The 21,354-nt window shown below is 67.0% G+C and carries 14 protein-coding genes; 7 read left to right on the forward strand and 7 right to left on the reverse strand.

Annotated elements, in window-relative coordinates; translation table 11 throughout:
• Positions 1-35 precede the first annotated feature (35 nt).
• The 4 genes from GSQ87_RS07370 (at position 36) to GSQ87_RS07385 (ending at position 7,346) form a co-directional block, all read left to right on the forward strand.
• Positions 36-1,268: a TolC family protein gene (locus tag GSQ87_RS07370; RefSeq protein ID WP_158914839.1), complete on the forward strand. Its 1,233-nt coding sequence runs from the start codon at positions 36-38 to the stop codon at positions 1,266-1,268.
• Positions 1,265-2,518, forward strand: a complete 1,254-nt coding sequence (locus GSQ87_RS07375) for an efflux RND transporter periplasmic adaptor subunit (RefSeq protein ID WP_158914842.1) — start codon at positions 1,265-1,267, stop codon at positions 2,516-2,518. The genes GSQ87_RS07370 and GSQ87_RS07375 overlap by 4 nt, the downstream gene beginning before the upstream one ends.
• Complete coding sequence (locus tag GSQ87_RS07380; RefSeq protein ID WP_158914844.1) at positions 2,515-5,643, forward strand: efflux RND transporter permease subunit; 3,129 nt, start codon at positions 2,515-2,517, stop codon at positions 5,641-5,643. The genes GSQ87_RS07375 and GSQ87_RS07380 overlap by 4 nt, the downstream gene beginning before the upstream one ends.
• A 566-nt stretch (positions 5,644-6,209) precedes the next feature.
• The gene (locus GSQ87_RS07385; RefSeq protein ID WP_158914846.1) at positions 6,210-7,346 is read left to right on the forward strand and encodes a glutathionylspermidine synthase family protein; all 1,137 of its coding nucleotides are present in this window, start codon (positions 6,210-6,212) and stop codon (positions 7,344-7,346) included.
• A 161-nt stretch (positions 7,347-7,507) separates the two neighbouring features.
• Here GSQ87_RS07385 and GSQ87_RS07390 read toward each other — a convergent pair whose 3' ends face one another.
• From GSQ87_RS07390 to GSQ87_RS07415, 6 genes are all read right to left on the reverse strand, one after another.
• A complete protein-coding gene (locus GSQ87_RS07390) occupies positions 7,508-9,244 on the reverse strand; it encodes a cytochrome c biogenesis protein DipZ (protein WP_158914848.1) in 1,737 nt (578 codons plus the stop codon).
• 55 nt (positions 9,245-9,299) lie between these two features.
• Positions 9,300-10,514 (reverse strand): PQQ-dependent sugar dehydrogenase, encoded by a 1,215-nt coding sequence (locus GSQ87_RS07395; protein WP_158914850.1) that lies wholly within the window; start codon positions 10,512-10,514, stop codon positions 9,300-9,302.
• A 195-nt stretch (positions 10,515-10,709) separates the two neighbouring features.
• Positions 10,710-11,477, reverse strand: a complete 768-nt coding sequence (locus tag GSQ87_RS07400) for an SDR family NAD(P)-dependent oxidoreductase (RefSeq protein WP_158914852.1) — start codon at positions 11,475-11,477, stop codon at positions 10,710-10,712.
• 23 nt (positions 11,478-11,500) lie between these two features.
• Positions 11,501-12,664: a DUF3089 domain-containing protein gene (locus GSQ87_RS07405; protein WP_254062812.1), complete on the reverse strand. Its 1,164-nt coding sequence runs from the start codon at positions 12,662-12,664 to the stop codon at positions 11,501-11,503.
• Between the two features lie 84 nt (positions 12,665-12,748).
• On the reverse strand, positions 12,749-13,924 hold the full coding sequence (locus tag GSQ87_RS07410) for an acetyl-CoA C-acyltransferase (RefSeq protein ID WP_158914856.1): 1,176 nt from the start codon (positions 13,922-13,924) through the stop codon (positions 12,749-12,751).
• Position 13,925: 1 nt separating this feature from the next.
• Positions 13,926-14,819, reverse strand: coding sequence for an SDR family NAD(P)-dependent oxidoreductase (locus GSQ87_RS07415; protein ID WP_254063119.1), 894 nt, complete (start codon positions 14,817-14,819; stop codon positions 13,926-13,928).
• Positions 14,820-15,038: 219 nt separating this feature from the next.
• Here GSQ87_RS07415 and GSQ87_RS07420 point away from each other — a divergent pair, with 219 nt between their 5' ends.
• The 3 genes from GSQ87_RS07420 to GSQ87_RS07430 all read left to right on the forward strand — a co-directional run bounded on the left by GSQ87_RS07420 (position 15,039) and on the right by GSQ87_RS07430 (position 19,698).
• A complete protein-coding gene (locus GSQ87_RS07420; protein WP_158914860.1) occupies positions 15,039-17,282 on the forward strand; it encodes a TonB-dependent receptor in 2,244 nt (747 codons plus the stop codon).
• Positions 17,283-17,374: 92 nt separating this feature from the next.
• On the forward strand, positions 17,375-18,979 hold the full coding sequence (locus tag GSQ87_RS07425) for an AMP-binding protein (RefSeq protein ID WP_158914862.1): 1,605 nt from the start codon (positions 17,375-17,377) through the stop codon (positions 18,977-18,979).
• A 47-nt stretch (positions 18,980-19,026) separates the two neighbouring features.
• Positions 19,027-19,698 carry a TetR/AcrR family transcriptional regulator gene (locus GSQ87_RS07430; RefSeq protein ID WP_158914864.1) on the forward strand — a complete coding sequence of 224 codons (672 nt, stop codon included), beginning with the start codon at positions 19,027-19,029 and terminating at the stop codon, positions 19,696-19,698.
• An 18-nt stretch (positions 19,699-19,716) separates the two neighbouring features.
• Here GSQ87_RS07430 and GSQ87_RS07435 read toward each other — a convergent pair whose 3' ends face one another.
• Positions 19,717-21,273: a carboxylesterase/lipase family protein gene (locus GSQ87_RS07435; RefSeq protein WP_371416657.1), complete on the reverse strand. Its 1,557-nt coding sequence runs from the start codon at positions 21,271-21,273 to the stop codon at positions 19,717-19,719.
• Positions 21,274-21,354 lie beyond the last annotated feature (81 nt).

Genomic DNA, 21,354 nt, shown 5'->3' on the forward strand with positions numbered 1-21,354 from the left:
GCGGCCCCCTCTGCACACGATTTCAGGATTACCCCATGCGACCCCTCTGGATGGTCGTGGGCGGCGCGCTCTGGGCCAGCGCCGTCCACGCCGAACCCCTCACGCTGGCCGCCGCGCTGGCCGAGGCCCGCGCCTCCGCGCCGAACGTCGCCGCCCAGGCGTCGATGGTCGACGCCGCCCGTTCCGCCGTCATTCCCGCCGGCGCCTTGCCCGACCCCAAGGCTTCGGTCGGGGTCACCGACTTCCCGATCTCCGGCCCCCTGGCGGGGCGGCCCGATCGGGATAATTTCAGTATGCTTTCCCTGGGCTTCTCCCAGGAGGTGCCGAACCGGGCCAAGCGGCATGCTCGCGTCGAGCAGGCGCAGGCCAATGTCACCGCCGCGCGATCGAGTCTCACCGTCGCCCAGCAGAAGGCGGAGGTCGCCGCCGGCAAGGCATGGGTCGCGCTCTACTACGCTGAGCGCAAGCTGAGCGCCCTGGACAAGCTGCAGCAGGAACTGGTCCAGGAGCGCGACGCCGCCCCCGCGCGTCTTCTGTCCGGCGCCGCGCGACCGGCGATGACGCTGGAGCCCCAGCAGTTGTTGGCCGTCCTTGCGGATCGGCGCGAGGCGTTGCGCGCCGAACTCCTCCAGGCGCGCGCCGCGCTCGGGCGTTGGATCGACGGCGCCGCGACGGCGGAACCGAGTGGGCCGCCGCCGAGCATGGATCTCGATCCGGTCGCCTTGCGTGCCCATCTCGACGCGTTGCCGATCATGCAGGTGGCGGCGGCGAAGATCGACCAGGCCGAGGCCGCGACCAAGGAGGCCAGGGCGGAGAAGCAGCCGGATTGGGGCTACCACGTCCAGTATGATCACCGCGATCCGCGGTTCGGGGACTACGTCTCGGGCCAGGTGAGCTTCAGCCTGCCGATCTTCGCCAAGACCCGGCAGGACCCTGAGATCGCGAGCCGCCTCGCCGAGGTCAACAGCGCGCTGGCGGAGCAGGAGGCGACGCGTCGCGACCTGCGGGCGGACCTGGACAGCGCCCTGGCCGAGCACATCCTGCACCACTCGCAACTGGCGCGCGCTCGCGAGACCTTGCTGCCGCTCGCCCAGCGTCGCGCCGAGCTGGAGACCGCGAGCTACCAGGCCCGCACCGCCAGCCTCGCAGACGTCCTGGCCGCCCGCCGCGATGAAGTCGAAGCCGAACTCAACGTCCTGGATCGTGAAGCGGACACCGCCGAGCACGTCGTCGACATCGCCCTGACCTATGGGGAGCAAGACCAATGACACCGCCAAGAAGAAACGCCCTGGTCCTGGCCGTCGGGGTAGGCTTCGTCGCTGTAGGCGTCGTGGGCTATCAGTTCGGCGTGCACCAGGCCTCGCCGTCGCCCGCATCGAGCCCCATGGCCTCGAGCTCGCCCAAGGACAAGCCGCTCTACTGGTTCGATCCGATGCAGCCGGACCAGCATTTCGCCCATCCCGGCAAATCCCCGTTCATGGACATGCAACTCGTGCCCAAGATGGCGGACGACGCGGCCCAGGGGGCGGGCGCGACGCCCGGCGTGAAGGTCGATCCTGCCTCGATCCAAAGCCTCGGTATCCGTACCGCCGCAGCGACACGCGGAATGCTGCCAAGTGCTGTGACCGCGACCGGGACGGTCGATTTCAACGAACGCAACGTCGCCATCGTCCAACCGCGCGCCGCCGGGTTCGTGCAACGGGTGTATGGCCGCGCGCCCGGCGACATCGTTCGCGCGGGGGCGCCGATCGCCGATCTGCTGGTCCCCGAGTGGAGCGGCGCCCAGGACGAGTTCCTGGCCGTCCAAAAGACCGGCGACGCCAGCCTGATCGCGGCGGCGCGAGGTCGGCTTCGATTGCTCGGCATGTCCGACGAGCTGATCCACAGCGTCGAGAGCGGTCACCGGCCCCGCTCCACCATCACGGTCTCGACCCCGGTCGGTGGCGTCATCCAGAAGCTGGATGTCCGCGCGGGCATGACCGTGTCGATGGGTCAGAGCCTGGCCGAGGTGAACGGTCTGGCCTCGGTGTGGGTGACGGCCGCCGTGCCCGAGGCCCAGGCCGGTCAGGTGAGGGAAGGCCAGAAGGTCTCGGTCACGCTCACCGCCTACCCCGGCCAGACCTTATCGGGGCGCATTCAAGCGGTGTTGCCGCAGGTGGCCGGCGACAGCCGAACCCTGCAGGCCCGCATCGAGCTTCCCAACCCCGGCGGCCGGCTGCGGCCGGGCATGTTCGCCACCGTCGGGTTCAGCGGCGACAGCCGACCCGCGCTTCTCGTTCCCTCCGAGGCGATCATCACCACCGGACGGCGGACGCTGATAATGCTCGCCCGGGCCAACGGCCATTATCAGCCGGCCGAGATCAGCGTCGGGCGTGAGGCTGGCGGCCAGACCGAAGTGCTCGCCGGCCTGAGGGAGGGCGAACGCGTCGTGATCTCCGGCCAGTTCCTGCTCGATTCCGAGGCCAGCCTTTCGGCCTTGCCTGTCCGGTCCCTGGTTCAGGCGGAGGGCGCCCGATGATCGCCAAGCTCATCCGTTGGTCGGTCGCCAACCGCTTCTTCGTGATCCTCGGCGCGCTCGTGCTGCTGGCCGCGGGCGTGCTCGCCCTGAAATCCACCGCCGTCGACGCGCTGCCCGATCTTTCCGACACCCAGGTGATCATCCGCACGCCCTATCCTGGCCAAGCCCCGCGGATTGTGGAGGATCAGGTCACCTATCCGCTGACCACCACCATGCTGTCGGTGCCGGGCGCGCAAACGGTGCGTGGCTATTCCTTCTTCGGCGACAGCTACGTCTACATCATCTTCAAGGAGGGGACCGACCTCTACTGGGCCCGCTCCCGGGTGCTGGAATACCTGTCCCAGGCGCGCCTGCCGGAAACCGCGCATCCGGCGTTGGGGCCGGATGCGACCGGCGTCGGCTGGATCTACGAATACGCTCTGGTCGACCACACGGGACGTCACGACCTCAGCCAGCTTCGGACCTTGCAGGACTGGTTCCTGCGCTATGAGTTGAAGACCGTCCCCGGCGTCGCCGAAGTCGCCTCGATCGGCGGCATGGTGCGCGAGTATCAGGTGGTGCTCGATCCGGTGAAGCTGGCGGGGCTGGGCGTCACCCAGCAGCAGGTGGCCGCAGCCCTCAAGCAGGCCAACTCGGAAACCGGCGGTTCGGTGCTGGAGCTCGGCGAGGCCGAATACATGGTCCGTGCCGGCGGTTATCTGAAGACGCTGGACGACTTCCGCGCTGTTCCGGTGAAGATGGCCGTCGGCGGCGTACCGGTTCGTCTGGGCGATGTCGCCATGATCCAGATCGGACCCGAGATCCGCCAGGGCGTGGCGGAGTTAAACGGCCAGGGCGAGGTCGCCGGCGGCGTCATCATCCTTCGCTCAGGTGAGAACGCCCGCGCGACGCTGGCGGCGGTCAAGACCAAGCTTCAGGCCTTGAAGGCGAGCCTGCCCCCCGGCGTCGAGATCGTCCCGACCTATGACCGCTCCGGCCTGATCGACCGCGCCGTCGATAACCTGACCGAGAAATTGATCGAGGAGTTCATCGTCGTGGCGCTGGTCTGCGCCCTGTTCCTTTGGCACGTCCGCTCGGCGCTGGTGGCCATCATCACCCTGCCGCTCGGGGTGCTCACGGCGCTTATCGTCATGCATCTGCAGGGCGTCAGCGCCAACATCATGTCGCTCGGCGGCGTCGCCATCGCCATCGGCGCCATGGTCGACGCGGCGGTGGTGATGATCGAGAACGCCCACAAGCGGCTCGAACACTGGGATCACGATCATCCCGGCGAACGCTTGGTTGGCGACGCTCGCTGGCAAGTCGTCACCGAAGCGGCCGTCGAGGTCGGACCTGCGCTGTTCTTCAGCCTACTGATCATCACCCTTTCGTTCATCCCCATCTTCACCTTGCAGGCGCAGGAAGGGCGGCTGTTCCGGCCGCTGGCGCTGACCAAGACCTACGCCATGGCCGGCGCCGCGCTTCTCTCGGTGACGCTGATCCCGGTGCTGATGGGCTATCTGATCCGGGGGCGTATTCCCTCGGAGCGGGCCAACCCGATCAACCGGGCCCTGACCGCGATCTATCGACCGGCGCTGGATTGGGTGATGCGTCGGCCGCGCGCCACCCTGCTGATCGCAGCCCTGGTGTTCGCCACCACGGCCTGGCCGGCGACGCATCTGGGCGGCGAGTTCATGCCGCCCCTGGACGAGGGAGACCTGCTCTACATGCCCTCGGCCCTGCCGGGACTGTCGATCGGCAAGGCCTCGGAGCTGCTTCAGCAGTCCGACCGCCTGATCAAGACCGTGCCGGAGGTCGAGAGCGTGTTCGGCAAGGCCGGACGGGCCGAGACCGCCACCGATCCGGCCCCGCTGGAGATGTTCGAGACGGTGGTCCGGTTCAAGCCGCGCGCCCAATGGCGCCCTGGCATGACCATGGACAAGCTCACCGCCCAACTCGACCAGGCGGTCCGCGTGCCTGGGGTGACCAACGTCTGGGTCCCGCCGATCCGCAACCGGATCGACATGCTGGCCACCGGCATCAAGAGCCCGATCGGCGTGAAGGTCGCGGGCTCCGATCTGGGTGAGATCGACCGCATCGCCCAGGCGGTCGCCGCCGCGGCGAAAAACGTCCCTGGCGTCACCTCGGCGCTCGCCGACCGGCTCAGCGGCGGCCGCTATATCGACGCCAATATCGACCGGGCTGCGGCGGCGCGCTACGGCCTCAACATCGCCGACGTGCAGAGCACCATCTCGGGCGCGGTCGGGGGTGAGGAGATCGGCCAGACGGTCGAGGGGCTCGCCCGCTTCCCGATCAATTTGCGCTATCCGAGGGAGCTTCGCGACAGCCTGGAGGGCCTGCGCAACCTGCCGATCCTGACGCCCTCGGGTCAGCAGATCATCTTGGGAACCGTCGCCGACCTCAAGATCACCGACGGCCCACCCATGTTGAAGAGCGAGGACGGCCGGCCTTCGACCTGGGTCTATATCGACGTGCACGGACGCGACCTGGTCTCGGTCGTCTCCGATCTGCGGCGCGCCGTTGGCAAGGACGTCCATCTCTCGCCGGGCGTAAGTCTCAGCTACTCGGGCCAGTTCGAATACCTGCAGCACGCGGTCGCCCGGCTGAAGATCGTCGTCCCAGCGACCCTGCTGATCATCTTCATCCTGCTTTACGTCACCTTCGGGCGGTTCGACGAAGCCGCACTGATCATGGCGACCCTGCCATTCGCCCTGACCGGTGGGTTCTGGATCCTCTACCTGCTCGGGTTCCACCAATCGGTCGCCACCGGCGTGGGCTTCATCGCGCTCGCCGGGGTCTCCGCCGAGTTCGGTGTGGTGATGCTGATCTACCTGAAGGCCGCGCTCGCCGCGTATGGGCCTTCCCCTTCAGCCGATCTAGTGGAAGCCGCCGTTCGCGAGGGGGCCCTGCTGCGGGTGCGGCCCAAGGCTATGACGGTCGCCGTGATCCTGGCCGGCCTGTTCCCGATCCTGGTCGGGCATGGGACCGGTTCCGAGGTCATGAGCCGCATCGCCGCCCCGATGATCGGCGGCATGATCACCGCCCCGCTGCTGTCGATGCTGGTCGTGCCCGCAGGCTACCTGCTTTTGCGGCGTCGCCGCGCCATGTGGTCGGGAGGGAGTTGACGCAATGGATCGCACAAATGCTCGAGGAGCGACCACTTGCCGAGGAGGCGCGTCCCACCGGCCCTGGTCTTCGGCGCGATACCTCGTCGCAAAGGACTCACATGGCGGCTGCCCACGGTTGAAGTCGCCACGAAGTGGAATACAAGCCGCACGGTTTCTGGGGCGGGCGACGTGAAAAAATTCGAATATTTGAATCTAACCATGGTCCTGGCCGTGGCGGGAGCGGTGTCGGGATGCGACCGCCACAAGGATCAAGGCTGGGAAGCCTCCACAGGCCCGGCCCGGGTATGCGTCGATCAACAGGGCAAGCGGGTGTCCGAAGATTGATGCGGTACGACGCGGCCGGTCGGCGGTGGGGTCAGCCCCTTCCTTTGGTATTATCTCGGATCGCTCAACCGCGGAGGATATGCCCCGGGCTATGGCGGCTTAGTGGGCGGCGGGTCATATCAACCTCGGCCTGGGGTCGCTTATGGGACCCTGCCGCCTAGCGGGATCACCCGGGGTGGCTTCGGTGGGACCGCGAGAAGCTTCGGGGGCTTTGGCGGCTTTGGCGCCGGAGAATAGGGGTGCAGCGCAGAACGCTCAGCCCGCGTGCGGATTGGCAAGGCAAGGTCGAGGCTCTGGGCCTCATCTGGCACACGGCGGCGGGCGCGCCCTACTGGAACGAGAGCGCCTGCTACGTCTTCACGCCCGCCGAGATCGAGGCGATCGAGACCGCGACGCGTGACCTGTATCTCATGTTCCTGAACGCCGGCGAGCACATCGTCGCCAACCGGCTCTTCGCACAGTTCGGCATACCCGGTTGGTGTGAGCCTCTGATCATCGAGGCTTGGCAGGCCGAGCCGCCAGCGCTCAACTATGGTCGCTTCGACCTGGGCTTCGACGGACGTGGCCCTCCAAAGCTGTTCGAGTTCAACTGCGATACGCCCACCTCCTTGCTGGAGGCCGCAGTGGTGCAGTGGGCCTGGAAGGAAGAGTGCTTTCCGACCCACGAGCAGTTCAACAGCCTGCACGATAGCCTCGTCGCCAAATGGAGCGATATCGGGCCCTATCTGGCTGGCGATCTTGTCCATTTCGCCCACGCCCAGGAGAGCACGGGCGAGGACGCCGTTACGACCGCCTATCTCCTCGACACGGCGCGGGAAGCTGGACTGGCCGGGGAGGTCTTGCTGGCCTCGGACATCGGCTGGGCGGCCGGCAAATTTTATGACCTGCAAGAGCGCGAGATCCGCACTCTGTATCACCTCTATCCTTGGGAGTGGCTGGTTAGCGAGTCGTTCGGACGCAACCTGATCGAGAACCAGGGCCGCACGGTTTGGATTGAGCCGATCTGGAAAATGATATGGAGCAACAAGGCGATCTTGCCGATTTTGTGGGATCTATATCCGGGGCATCCCAATCTCCTGTGGGCGTCGAGGAATGCGCCCGCTTCCGATAGCTATGTTCGAAAGCCGGTCTTGGCGCGTGAAGGCGCCAATATCCACGTCGTAAAGGCTGGCCGTGAGATCGCCCGCACGGACGGCGCATACGGTGAGGGAAGGGTCATCTATCAAGGCCTGTTCGACCTTCCCGATTTTGGCGGCGTACGACCGATTATCGGGAGTTGGAGCGTCGACGGCGAGCCAGCTGGCCTGGGTGTTCGAGAGGATGGTCTGATCACAGGCAACCTCTCGCGGTTTGCGCCGCACGTGATCGAGGCGTGAAGAAGCCTGTCCGCTGAGCGGTGGACGCATGGGGCAACTTTATCGTGGGCGGCTACCCCGCTGCGATTGGGAACGTGGCGAATTCCATGTTCGAAGAGAAGTGTCAGGCTAACGTGACGGGGTCGCGGAAGCATAGTTGGGGCGGTTTCAGTTGATTGAGCCTAGCCGAAGGTGAAGGCGAAGGCCTGAATGCCCGAATCCATGAACTCGATCTCGAACGTCCGGTCGCGGACACCGTCGTGCTGACGGACGAGTTGGAACAGACGTTGCTGTGCGACCACACCCATCCCCTTAGCGTCGACGTCGACACCGTGGTCGGCGCCCGGCGGCTGGCCGTCCAGCCGGATGCGGAACCGCACGGGCTTGCCGTCGGTGGAAGGGCCGAGCACTAGGTGGAGATCGCGGGCGTGGAACCGGTAGACGATCCGGCCGCCGGGCCCTTGTGGAACCGCGTGCTCAGGTCCGACGGTCCAGTCGCCGGCCAGCGCCCATTGATTCAGCGTCAGGGGCGAAGGCGGCGAATAGACATGACGCTCGTCCCGAACCATGCCGCCGGGACTGGCGAAGCCTCGACCGCGGGCATAGCCGATATAGGTCTCCGGCGTGATCGTCCTGTTCCCGCTCGCCGCCGCGGCCGCGCCTTGGCCCTGGACCTGGACGACGCCGCCGGCCACGTGAGCAGCGCCGTTCTCGGCCAGCAGCCGCTGGATGATCCTTTCCGACTGGGCGTAGCCGCCCTCGCCGAGGTGATGGGCGCGGATGCGGCCCTGGCCGTCGATGAAGTAGTGGGCCGGCCACCATTCGTTGTTGAACGCCCGCCAGACGGTGTGGTCGTTGTCGATCGCGACCGGATAGGTCACGCCCAGGTCGTGGACGGCGCGGCGGACGTTGGCGATATCCTTCTCGAAGGCGAACTCCGGCGTATGGACGCCGATGACGACCAGGCCCTGGTCCTTGTACTTGTCCGCCCAGGCCCGGATATAGGGCAGCGATCTCAGGCAGTTGATGCAGGAATAGGTCCAGAAATCGACCACCACCACCTTGCCACGCAGGCTCTGCGCGGTCAGCGGCGGCGAGTTCAGCCATTGGACCGCGCCGCTTAAAGGGGCCATGACACCTTCCACCGGCAGCGGTCCGGGCGGTAGGGCGTCGGCAGCGCCCCGCACCCGACCGACGTGGAATCTATCGAGCAGACCCTGTTCGATACTGGCGGTGCTAGCCGTTGACAGCCGGCTGAGCAGGCCGGTGTCCAGGCCAAGCCCGATCGCCACGACCCCGGCGATGACCGCCGCCCCCAGCACCCGGCGGATCCACTCGCCGGCCTTGAGCGAGCGTTTCATCCCGGCGAACCCCCGCCCGCCGACCAGCAGGGCCAGGGCCAGCGAGGACGCGGCGCCGGCGGCGTAGGCCAGCAGCAGCAACGAGGTCTGCACGCTGGCGCCCTTCAACGCTGCGCCGGTCAGCAAGAGGCCCAGGATCGGACCCGCGCAGGGCGCCCACAGCAGGCCCGTTGCGATCCCGAGCAGGAAGGAGGTGGCGAAGGTGCCGTCCGACCCGCCCCCTGGCGTCGCCGCCTCGGACAGGCGCGCGCCCATGGCGACCAGCGGGCGTGTGGCCCGATCCGCAAGGGAGGGGAACAGCAGCAGCAAGCCGAACAGGGCCAGGATCGCCATCGCCGCGATCCGACCCAGGCCATTCGCCTGCACCACCCAGCCGCCCCCGACGGCGGCGAACGTGGCCACCCCGGCGAAGGTCAGCGCCATGCCCAACAACAACGGCAGGCCGTTGCGCACGAACGGCTGATCGGCGCGGGCGAACACGAACGGCAGGACCGGCAGGATGCACGGACTGACGATGGTGAAGGCGCCGCCGAGGTAGGAGAAAACGAAGAGGAGCATGGAGCTTAATTCGCCGCCAGGGCGGAATGGTTACGGCGGCGAGAGGCGCGCCGCCCTACTTGGGCGTCACGCGAAACAGTCCGCCGTGTCTGGAATCCTCAAGTATCCACAGCGCACCGTCCGGCCCCACCTCCACGTCGCGGATGCGGTGGTCGAGGCTCCAGCGTTCGGCCGGCTTCGCCGTGGCGCCGTTGATGACGATGCGGGTGAGCGACATGCTGGCAAGGCCGCCAACCAGGATCGAGCCGTTCCATTGCGGGAACATCTTGCCCTTGTAGAAGATGAAGTTCCCAGGGGCGATAACCGGGGTCCAGTAAAGGAGCGGCTTAGCAAGATCCGGCCGAGTATCCGGGCTGGGGATCGGCACGCCGTCATAGTTGGTCGCGTAGGATACGAGCGGCCATCCATAGTTCTTGCCCGGCTCGATCAGGTTGAGTTCGTCGCCGCCCTTGGGGCCGTGCTCGATTTCCCACAGCCGGCCGTCGGGCGCGAAGGCCAGGCCGTAGGGCGTGCGGTGGCCCGTCGTCCAGGTTTCCGCCGGCGTCAGGTTCGGCCCGGGGAAGGTGTAGGTCCTGATCACCGGCGCGGTCTTGGCCAGTTCAGTGTCCTTTGGCGGATCGATCACCGGCACGGTGGCCGCGCCGACCTTGCCGGCCTGCGGATTGCCAGGGGCCGGCTTGCCGTCGAGCGTCAGCCTCAGGATTTTCCCCAAGGGCTGGTTGGGGTCCTGGGCAGGGGTCATGCGCTGGCGGTCGCCGACCGTCAGGAACAGATATTTGCCGTCGGGCGAGAAGGCGATCTGGGCGCCGAACTGTCCGCCTTCGCCGCGCTCGCCGTCGCGCCAGATCACCTTGAGGTCGTCCAGACTCGCCGCGCCCTGGCTGAGCGATAGCTTAGCCCGGGCCAGCGCCAGGCTGGAGCCCCCGTCGCCCGGCTCCGAATAGGTCAGGTAGACATAGTGGTCGGTGGTGTAATGGGGCGACAGGAAGACGCCGAGCATGCCGCCCTGTCCCTTGGACAGCACGGCCGGAACATTGGCGACCGGGGTCCTGGCGCCGTCCTGGGTCACCACCCAGATCGGGCCGACCTTCTCGGTGATCAGCATGCGCCCGTCAGGCAGGAAGGCCAGGCGCCAGGGCAGGTTGAAGGTCGCCACTTGCGTCATGACGAACGGAACTGTGGGGTCGGGCGCCTGTGTTCCAATATTGACCTGGGCCTGCGCGCCCGTCGCCGCTAGGACCGCAAGCGCGGCCGAATAGGCCATTTTCATCGTCGATCTCGCTCGGATATCGGTTGACGGCTCTTCGGTAGCCCTTCGAGCGCCGATGCGGGAGGTTGATTTCCCCCTGCATCCTGAAGGCCAGCTACTTAGCCGCGGAGCTTAGGCAGCCGGACGCGGAAAGTCCACGGTTCGGTATGTGCAAAGGGTTACGGCGACTTTCCAGCGCCGGCCGATGGCGGCGGCTTAGCCCGCCGTCCAGCCGCCGTCGACGACCAGCGAACTTCCGGTCATCAGCGTGGACGCGTCCGAGGCCAGCAGCAGCAGCGCGCCGGTCAGTTCATCCATGCGACCGAGCCGGCCGAGCTTGATCTTGCTGAACACCCAATCGCGTGTGGCGGGATCTTCCAGAAGCGGCCGCGTCAACGCGGTCTCGATCCAGGTCGGGCAGATCGTGTTGACGCGGATAGCGTGCGGCGCGAGCTCTATCGCCATGCATTTGGTCAAGCCCTCAAGGCCCCATTTCGAAGCGCTGTAAAGCGAACGTCCGCCCCCGCCGACCAAACCCATCTGCGAGGAGACGTTGATGATCGAGCCGGGCCTCTCGGCTTCCAGCAATCCCTTCGCCACCGCCTGCGCCACGAACAAGGCAGCCTTCAGATTGAGGTCCAGCACCGCGTCATAGTCCTCTTCCGTCACTTCGACGATGGAGCGGATGCGGTTGGCGCCGGCGTTGTTGAGCAGGATGTCGAACGGCCCACGCGCCTCGACCTCGCGGCGCACGGCGGCGAGGTCGGTCACGTCCAGCGTGAAGGCGTCCGCCGCAAACCCCGCCTCGCGGATGTCCCCGGCCAGGGCCTCCACCTCGCTGGATGTGCGGGCGCACAGGGTGACCGCCGCGCCCGCCTGGGCGAAGACCGATGCGGCGGCTGCGCCGATGCCGCGTCCCGCCCCGGTGACAAGCGCTCTTTTGCCGTTGAGTCGGAAGGACGGCAGGGGCGGGGTGAGGGTCATGACGGACGCCCTGGGATTGCCGGCTACCGCTCTCGGGCCAGATAGGTCCGACCCTGGGCGCGGACGATGTCGATCAGGTCGCCCATGGCCAGATTCATATCTATCCGGTGCAGGCCCCAGTCCTTCAGCAGGCGGCCGTTCACGATCACGTCCCCGGTTATCGCATTGGTGCGTGCGGCGCCTGGCGTCGGATGGATGGTGACGGCCAGATAGGTGTGGGCGTTGTCCTCGCGGCATTCGGCGCTGAGCAGGCCGGGAACCTCGACGAAGGGCGTGGAGATCGGCTTCGGCGGATGGGTCCAGGGACCGGGCGGCACGCCGCTGGCGGTGACCATTTCGTGGCCCGCGCCCAGATAGGCGTGGAGCGGGCCGGAGCCGCCTCCCAGCGCCGCCGGATTGGTGCAGGCCGCCTGCAGCCCCCGTCCGTGCGAGGCGCCGAACAACTGAGCGTCGACGGGAGGAGGGCTGTCGGCGCGGTAGGAAGCAAGGTTGATGGCGCAGCCGATCTGGCCGGCTGCACGGCATAGGGGGATCGTCTTGAACTCACCGCCCACGTCCTTGCCGACGGGAACCTGCAAGTAATACCCGGCGAGGATGACTGACAGGACCCGTCGTTGGATCGGTTTCCCGTCGATCTCTTGTCGGGTCAGTTGCGCCAGCACCAGAGACCCTTGGGAGTGGCCGATCAGCACGACGCCGCGGCCGTGGTTGTCGTGCGCAAGATAGTAGTCCCAGGCGGCTTTCACGTCGTCGTAGGCCATGGCTCGGTCGGCTGGGTTCGGACGTCCGCTCATGGCCGCGTGGAGCGCCGTCAGCGTTCCCTGCCGGTAGAGCGGCGCATAGGGACGGCAGACCGAGGCGAAGCGCGCGAACTGCTGGTTGATGACCGCGATCTCCTCCTTCTCGACCTTCATCGGAGCGTTGCCGCCGGGCGCGGTGGAGACGGTGGGATAGACGTAGAAGCAGTCGATGGGCGCGCTGGGATCGGCGCGGAACCGCTCCAGACGGGTCGAGCCGTCGGCGTCGAGGACGGTGGCGTCCTGGTCCGAGCGGCCACATACGTCGTCCGTCCGCCCGGGTCGGCAGAGCCAGGCGGCCGGGTCCGCGTAGCCTGACCCTGGCGGCGAGGCGCGGTGGGGCGCGGCCTGGGCGGAGGCGCACACCGGAGCGAGTAGACCGGCGCTCAAGACAAGCGCCATCAATGTCGTAAACCTCATCGGGATTCCGCCCTAAGCCATATTGTTTTTGGGACTACGGACTTGTCCCCTCGATCAGACCACTTCGAACAAGGCCGCCGCGCCCATGCCGCCGCCAATGCACATGGTGACCACGACGTGGCGCACCCCGCGTCGACGACCTTCGAGCAGCGCGTGGGCCACCAGACGGGTCCCCGACATGCCGTAAGGATGGCCGATGGAGATGGCGCCGCCGTCGACGTTTAGTCGATCATCGGGAATGCCGAGGCGATCCCGGCAGTAGAGCACCTGCACGGCGAACGCTTCGTTCAACTCCCAAAGCCCAATGTCGTCGATACCGAGCCCAAACCGCTTCAGCAGTTTGGGGACGGCGAAGACCGGGCCTATGCCCATCTCGTCGGGCTCCACACCCGCGACCGCCATGCCGCAATAGCGGCCGAGCGGCGTCAGGCTTCGCGCGGCGGCCAGCCCGGCCTCCATGACCACGCAGGCGGCGCCGCCGTCGGATAGCTGGCTCGCATTGCCGGCGGTGATCGACCCGTCTGGTCGAACCGGTTTCAGCGAGGCCAAGCCTTCGAGGGTCGTGTCGGGGCGATTGCCTTCGTCTCGGCTGAGGACGACGTCTGCGTGCGAGGTTGCGCCGGTGGCCTTATCGACGACCAGTTTGGTGGTTTCGACGCGGATGATCTCCTCGTCGAAGCGGCCGGCGGCCTGGGCCTCGGCCGTCCGGCGCTGCGAGGCGAGGGCGTAGGCGTCCTGGCGCTCGCGGGAGATGTCGTACCGGCGCGCAACGATCTCGGCGGTGTCCAGCATCGGCATGTAGATGTCGGGGTGCAGGGCCAGCAGCGCCGGATCGGGGTCGGCGCGGAACTGGGGGGTCTGGACCAGCGAAATGGACTCCACACCGCCCGCCACGACCACGTCCATCCGGTCGACGATGACTTGCTTGGCGGCCATGGCGATGCTCATCAGACCCGACGAGCACTGGCGATCGATGGTCTGCCCGGCGACGGTGACGGGCAGGCCGGCGGCCAAGGCGGCGGTGCGCCCAATGGTGTGCTGCACGCCCTGGGGCATGGCCGCGCCCAGGATGCAGTCCTCGATCTCGGCGGGATCGACGCCCGAGCGCGCGACGGCGGCGCGGATGGCGTGGGCCGCCAGCGACGGGGCAGGGGTGGCGTTGAACGCCCCCCGGTAAGCCCGTCCGATCGGGGTCCGCGCCACCGAGACGATAACAGCGTCGCGCGTCATCTCAGGCGACCTCGGCCTGTGTCTGCGGGGCGACGAAACCGGCCTTCTTCAGCTCGAGCTCGCTCTGGGCCCAGCCCCGATCCGGCAACGTCTCGCCGCGCCGATCCGCCAGTTCCGCCCACCGCGCCAGCAACGCCTCGGCCGAGGGCGGGTCGCCAGGAAGGTGAAGTCCCTGGGTCAGGGTGACGTTGGCCATCTCAAAACCGCCCGCGCCGGCGCAGACGATCGTGCGGGTCGGAGCTTGCTCCGAGACCAACGCCAGAACCGCCGGGCTGACGAACTCTGGGCGCAGCATCGCCAACTGCTCCCGCGGTACGATGCCTTCCATCATCTGGGTGGCGGCGGTGGGGGCGATGCAGTTCACGCGGATGTCGTAGCGATCGCCTTCGAGGGCCAGGGTCTGCATCAGGCCCACCAGCGCCATCTTGGCGGCGCCGTAGTTGGACTGGCCGAAGTTGCCGTAGAGACCGGAAGAAGAGGTCGTCATGACGATGCGGCCATACTTCTGTTCGCGCATCGCGTCCCACACGGCCTTGGTGCAGTTGGCCGCGCCCATCAGGTGCACGTCGACCACCAAGCGGAAGTCGTCCAAGCTCATCTTGGCGAAGGTTTTGTCGCGCAGTATGCCTGCGTTATTGATCAGGATGTCTACGCGACCCCAGGTCTCCAGGGTCTTGTCGACCATCTCCTTCATACACGCCGCATCGGTCACCGAGCCCAAGGCGGCCCGCGCCTGACCCCCTGCTGCGGCGATCTCGGCGGCCACGGTTTCGGCGGCGACGCCCAGGTCGTTCACCACCACCCGCGCCCCGCGCCGCGCCAGCAGCTGCGCATGGGCGCGGCCCAGGCCGCCGCCCGCGCCCGTTACGATAGCTACACGTCCGTTCAGATCGATCACACGCGTCTCCCGCCCGCCGCCGCGGCGTTGTCGCCACTGGCTTTTCTGCTTCGTGAGGACCCTCAGGCCCCCGTGTGTGCGCCATCTAGGCAGCGCCATGCGCGACGGTCAAGACATTCACTAGTGCAATAATTAGCGTTGACAGTCTGGCAGGGGTGAGCGAGCTTCGACTCAAGCGCCAAAGAGCGCGAGCCAGATGTTGGCAAGGGGAGGAACATGAAGACCCACCTATTGTGGCTGAGCGCGTCCGCGTGGGCGCTGGGATGGTGCAGCATGGCTGGAGCGCAGACCACCTCGTCCGCCCAAGCCACGACGCCGGCGCCGGCTCCGGCCACGTCGTCCACACCGAGCAGTAGCAACGGCGGGACTTCGGTAAAGGAAGTTGTCGTCACCGCCGAGCGCCGCACCACCAATCTGCAGCAAACGCCGATCGCCGCGACCGTGCTGACCCAGGACGACCTGTTCAAGCGGGGCGTGTTCACTGTGGACCAACTGCAGTTCGTCAGCCCGTCGCTGACCGTGAACAACTTCGGCCAGGGCAACGACATCGACATCCGCGGCATCGGCAAGGGCGAGCACAATACCCAGACGGCCACCGGCGTCGTCACCTATCGCGACGGGGTGGCCTCGTTCCCCGGCTACTTCCAGGACGAGCCCTATTACGACATCTCCAGCATCGAAGTGCTGCGCGGCCCGCAGGGCACCTTCAGCGGACAGAACGCCACCGGCGGGGCGGTGATCGTCAATACCCAGGACCCGATGATCAACGGCGGTAACAGCGGCTATCTGCTGGCCCACTACGGCAACTACAACGACACCCAGCTGCAGGGCGCGGTGAACATCCCGATCAACGACACCCTGGCCGCGCGCTTCGCCTTCAACACCCAGTACCGCGACACCTTCTATCACATCAACGGCCTGACCGGGGACCCCAACACGATGTGGGGCAGCGGGCGGTTCTCGCTGTTGTGGCGGCCGACCGAAGCGCTGAAGGTACTGTTCAAGGTCGACTACAGCTATCTCGACAACGGCGGTTATTTCGGCGACGCGCTGGTGGCTCCTACCGGAGGCGCTAATCCCACCAACAACCTGTTCCGCTTCAACAACAACTACGAGACCTACGCCGTCGACCAGTTCGCTCGCGCTGACCTGAAGATCGACTATGTGTTGCCCGACGGCATCACGCTGCGCTCGGTCACCGGCTATCAGCAGGGTCGCACGGGGTGGAAGGGCGACATCGACGGCACGGACGCGCCGTCGCCCAACAACTTTATCATCGCCGAGTCGGTGGACGAACGGCTGTGGTCCCAGGAATTCAACATCATCTCGCCCGACAAGGGACCGGTCACTTGGATCCTGGGCGCCTACTACTCTAGCAACGACTACCTCTATCCGGAGGGCAAGGGCGGCAAGTTCGACGTCGGCGTTCCGCCGGGCGAGGTGGACGAGGACCTGCAAGGCTTGAACAGGACCAATACCGAGGCGGTGTTCGGCCAGCTCAGCTTTAACTTGCCGGCAGGCTTCCAGCTCCAGGCGGGGCTGCGCTATTCCAGCTGGAGCACCACCGACGTCAACGTGCTGTTCTTCGTGCCGGAATTCGGGCTTAACTTCCTGGACAACAACTTCGAGGACGGCTCAAACGTCACCGGAAAGGTGACGCTGAACTGGAACATCGACCCGAACAACTTCGCCTACGTCTTCGTCGCGACCGGAGCCAAACCGGGCGGATTGAACGAGCCACTGTACTTCGGCGGCGGCGGCATCCCTGCGCCGTTCAAGCAGGAACGCGTCACCGATTACGAGATCGGCTGGAAGTCCAAGCTGCTGAACGGCCATCTGCGCACTCAGCTCGGGGCTTACTACAACAATTTCGAAGATTTCCAGGTCATTCTGCCGATCCCGAACAACCCGCTCCAGAGCACCGAGGTCAACAATCCCAGCGGCACCAAGCTATACGGGCTGGAGGCGTCGGCCCAGGCGGTGTTCGGTGACTTCAAGGGCAGCTTCGGGATGGGCCTCGAGCACACCGCGCTCGGAACCTTCTACGCCGAGGACCCGCGGTTGCCCGAATCTGGGACTTGCGATCCGCGGAACGGGCCGGCCAACGGGGTCTGCCTCAACCTGAGCGGCCATCCGCAGACCTATGCTCCGGACGTCACCTTCAATGTCAGCGGGCAGTACGACTTCCATCTGGGGAATGGCGACCTGATCACGCCAAACGTCAACTTCAGCTACGTGTCATCCCAGTGGGGCACTCTGTTCGACAACGCGTCGCAGGGCGACTTCCTGGCGTCGCGCAAGATCCTGGGCGCTTCGCTCGCCTGGACCCACGGCAGCTTCGTCACCACCCTGTACGGCTACAACCTGACCGACGACCAATACGTCAGCGCGCTGCTGTCGCCCATCCGCCTGGCTGGCGCGCCACGACAGTTCGGCATCAGTGTCTTGAAGACGTTCTGACGCCGCCTTGCTCGGCCGCCGACCGGACGTGGCCGGCGGCCAAATCCCTACGTTAACAGTGTCCTCGTACTCACAGTCCTCGCCAAGCGCCCATGCAATCCTACGCCCTTACGGTAGACAAGTTCCTCGACCATGCCGCCAAGTGGTCGGGGGACCGCGAGATCGTCACGGCGGAGGCGGGCCGGAGCGTGCGGCGGATCGGCTATGCCGCGCTGAGAACCCGCAGCAACCTCCTGTCGGGCGCGCTTGCGGCGCTGGGGCTGAGCTTCGGCGACAGGGTCGGGACGCTGGCGTGGAACACCCAGCATCATTTGGAGATGTACTACGCCGCCATGGGCGCGGGGCTCGTCTGCCATACCCTCAATCCACGTCTGACCGCAGCCCATCTGGCGGCGATGATCAACGAGGCGGAGGATCGGGTGCTGGCCGTCGCCTGCAACCTGACGCCGCTGCTGGCGGATCTCGCGCCGCTCTGTCCGGGTCTCGAGCACGTGATCTTGATGGATGGCGACGGGCTGGCGCCGGACAACCTGGGCCTGAAAGCGCGGGTCTGGCCGCAGGAGGCCCTGCTCGACGCCTACGGCGCCCCTGTCGCCTGGGGCGGTTTCGACGAAGAGACCCCAGCCGGGCTCTGCTACACGTCAGGCACTACAGGCAAGCCCAAGGGCGTACTCTACACCCACCGTTCCAACTACCTGCACACCCTGCGCGCCCTACAGGCCGACAGCATCGCCCTGACGGGAAGCGACGCCCTGCTTGTGGCCGTGCCGATGTTTCACGCCAACGGCTGGGGCTTGCCGTTTGCCGCGCCCGCAACGGGCGCCAAACTGATCCTGCCCGGCCGCCACACCGACGGCGCCAGCTTGGCCGTGCTAATGCGGGATGAGGGGGTGACCGTCGCCGCCGGCGTCCAGACCGTCTGGCTCGGCGTGCTCGATCATCTCGACGCGGTGGGCGGTGAGCTACCGGACCTGAAGCGGGTGATCATTGGCGGTTCGAGCTGTCCGGACGCGCTGATCCGGCGGATGGAGGAGCGGTTGGGCGCCCGGGTGCAGACCAGTTGGGGCATGACCGAGCTATCGCCCATGGGCACCATCGCGCCGGCCGACGCGCCGCCGTCCGAGACGCGCGCGTCCGGCCGCCCGCCCATGGGGCTCGACCTTAAGCTCACCGACGCCGAGGGCGTCACGCTGGCGGAGCAGCGCGGGGTGGTCGGCCACCTGAAGGTGAAGGGTCAGAGCGTGCTCGACCGCTACTTCAAGGCGGAGACGGACGCCCTGGACCAGGAGGGGTATTTCGACACCGGCGATCTGGCCAGCATCGACGAGGCGGGCGCCCTCACCATCTGTGGACGGTCGAAGGACCTGATTAAGTCCGGCGGCGAGTGGATCAATCCCGCCGAGATCGAAGATATCGTCGGCCGCCATCCCGCCGTGGGCCTGGTGGCGGTGATCGGTCGCTTCGACGCCAAGTGGGGCGAGCGTCCGGTCCTGATCGTGGAGTCGCGGCAAGGCCAGGCGGTCGATGGCCCGGCCCTGCTCGACATGCTTCGCGGTGAGATCGCCGACTGGTGGTTGCCCGACCAGATCGCGCAGGTCGAGACCATGCCGCTCGCCGCGACCGGAAAGATTGACAAGAACCAATTGCGTGCCGACTACGTCAACGGGAAGATCGCCACCGAGGGAGTCGATCGTTGACAGATGTGACGCGGGCGCTCGCCCCTGGAGAAACAGGGGACAGCTCGGTGTCGGAAGCCTCCAGCGCCAAGCGCGTTCGTCGCAGCAAGGCGGCTCAGCGGGCGGAAACTCTGGAAACCATCCTTGATGCGGCCGAGTACCTGTTTTCGAAGGCTGGCCTTGATGGCGTAACCCTTCGCGACGTGGCCCAGCGCGTCGGCGTGCACACCACGCTCCTGCACTACTATTTCAAGGACAAAAACAACCTGTTCGAGGCGGTGTTCGCGCGGCGGGCCGGCGTCACCGTCGGCCGTCGCATGGAAGCCCTCGAAGGCTATGAGGCGACGGCCGGCGACCACCCTACGGTGGAGGGGGCCCTGCACGCCTTTCTGGATGTCGACCTTGACCTCTATATCGAGGGGGGAGAGCCCTGGCTGAACTACGCCGCCTTCTGCGCCCGCGTCAGCAACACGCCCGAGGGGGCGGCGCTGATGGACGTCCACTTCGATCCGGTGGTGCTCAAGCTCGTCGGCATACTGAAGCGCGCGCTACCCGACTATTCCGAGGCGGACATCTTCTGGGGATACCACTTCGTGACGGGCGCCTTGATGAACACGCTCGCCCGGACCGGGCGGATCGACCGGCTCTCGGGCGGCGTGTGCCACTCCGACGACTTCGGCGCGGTCAAGCAACGGATCGCCAAGTTCATGGCCGCGGGTTTCCTGGCCCTCAAGGGCTGAGGGCCAGGCGCAGGGCGGTCACGGACACGCTGGGCTCTTATCCGGCGTCGGCGGGGCGATCACGCCGATGTTCCAGTTCCACGCCAGGGTTCCGTCGGCCCGGCGACGACAGACCACCGCCTCGTGCAGCGCGTAGGCTTCCTGGGGCAGGTGGGTCTTCGGTTGCGGGCCGGCTTCGAACGCCATGTAGGCGTCCGTCGCGCCGAACCGCGGCCATTGGGGCTCGCCCGTCGCCTCGGGCCGGCCAGTTTTCACGAAGCTGGACCAGTAGCCCACCATGGCGTCGGACAGCCGCGTCTCTTCAGCCGTCTCCGGCGGTTTGGGCCAGTAGGGCGGCAGGAGGTCCCGCGTGCCGAACACGAAGGGCAGTTCGCTGGCGTGGAAGCCGTGGAGGCCCTTACTGTCCGCCGCCGGATAGCCGTGATCGAACAGATAGAGATAGGACGGCGCCCCGATCGCAGCCTGGGCCTTGGCCAGCCGCTCGGCGGTCCAGGCGTACATGGCGTCACGCGTGGTCGCCAGCATGCTCTCGCGAATGTCGGTGCTGGGATAGAGCTTCAGGAACGAGTCTGCGAGGTCGCGATACCGCTCGCGGATGATCCGCTCGTATTCGCTTGCGCTGGCGGGCGCCGGCGGCAGCAGGAAGGTCAGGGAGCGGATCTCGCCGCTGTTGGAGCCGGCCAGGATCGGCACGCGCGCCTGTTCGCCCTTGTCGAAGACGTCGACCAACTGGCCCGGCAGGAACTTCCCGTCCACCGCGCCGAACGGGGCGAAGCCGGAGGCGGCGGCCGCATTGGTCAGGGCCTGCGGGTCCATCGCGCGCAGGGCGGCGATGTCGGAGGCATGGAGCTTGGCGGCGAGCTTCACCCCCTCGTCCTCGGCCGAGGGCATGCCGAACACGCTCCGCTTCAGCGCCGGCGTGGTGATCATGTAGGCGCTCTCGGCGATCGCGCCGCTGAACAGGCCCCGCGCCGGGGGGGAGGCCATCAGGTACATGACGCTGAGGCCGCCGGCCGATTCGCCCGCGATCGTCACCTTGGACGGATCGCCGCCGAACGCGCCGACATTGCGCCTGACCCAGCGCAGCGCCTCGATCTGGTCGAGCAGGCCGTAGTTGCCCGACAGGCCAGCCGGCGACTCCGCGCCGAGGCTGGGATGGGCCAGATAGCCCAGCACGCCCATCCGGTAGTTGATCGAGACCACGACGATCCCCTGGGCGGCCAGCCGGGCGCCGTCATAGATCGTTTCGCTGCTGGCGCCGCTGGTCAGGGCGCCGCCGTGAATCCACACCATAACGGGTAGGTCGTGCGCGCCCTTGGGCGCCCAGACGTTGAGCGACAGGCAGTCTTCGCTCGTCGAGGCTAACGGGTCGGCATAGATGCTGATCGAGCGGGGATTGGGCTGCATGCAGGCGGGGCCGAATTGGGTGGCCTCGCGCACGCCCTCCCAGCGCGGGGCGGAGATGGGCGGCTTCCAGCGCGCTGGCCCGACCGGCGGGGCCGCATAGGGGATGCCCTTGAAGGCGTTCACCGAGCCTGCGCTTGCGCCCTGCACCCGGCCGGCGGGAGCGTCCACGAGCGGGGCGTTTTGGGCGTGGGCCGCGGGCGAGGCGGCGAGGCAGGCGGCTGCAGCGCCCCAAAAAAGCAAGCGACGAAG

The organism is Caulobacter sp. S45 (assembly GCF_009765965.1).
Taxonomy (GTDB): Bacteria; Pseudomonadota; Alphaproteobacteria; order Caulobacterales; family Caulobacteraceae; genus CAHJWH01.

Excerpts from the sequence above, each read along its gene's own strand:
- GSQ87_RS07410 (WP_158914856.1), bottom strand. The coding sequence starts at position 13,924 with ATGACGCGCGACGCTGTTATCGTCTCGGTGGCGCGGACCCCGATCGGA.
- GSQ87_RS07390 (WP_158914848.1), bottom strand. The coding sequence starts at position 9,244 with ATGCTCCTCTTCGTTTTCTCCTACCTCGGCGGCGCCTTCACCATCGTC.
- GSQ87_RS07400 (WP_158914852.1), bottom strand. The coding sequence starts at position 11,477 with ATGACCCTCACCCCGCCCCTGCCGTCCTTCCGACTCAACGGCAAAAGA.
- GSQ87_RS07380 (WP_158914844.1), top strand. The coding sequence starts at position 2,515 with ATGATCGCCAAGCTCATCCGTTGGTCGGTCGCCAACCGCTTCTTCGTG.
- GSQ87_RS07425 (WP_158914862.1), top strand. The coding sequence starts at position 17,375 with ATGCAATCCTACGCCCTTACGGTAGACAAGTTCCTCGACCATGCCGCC.
- GSQ87_RS07395 (WP_158914850.1), bottom strand. The coding sequence starts at position 10,514 with ATGAAAATGGCCTATTCGGCCGCGCTTGCGGTCCTAGCGGCGACGGGC.
- GSQ87_RS07375 (WP_158914842.1), top strand. The coding sequence starts at position 1,265 with ATGACACCGCCAAGAAGAAACGCCCTGGTCCTGGCCGTCGGGGTAGGC.
- GSQ87_RS07370 (WP_158914839.1), top strand. The coding sequence starts at position 36 with ATGCGACCCCTCTGGATGGTCGTGGGCGGCGCGCTCTGGGCCAGCGCC.
- GSQ87_RS07420 (WP_158914860.1), top strand. The coding sequence starts at position 15,039 with ATGAAGACCCACCTATTGTGGCTGAGCGCGTCCGCGTGGGCGCTGGGA.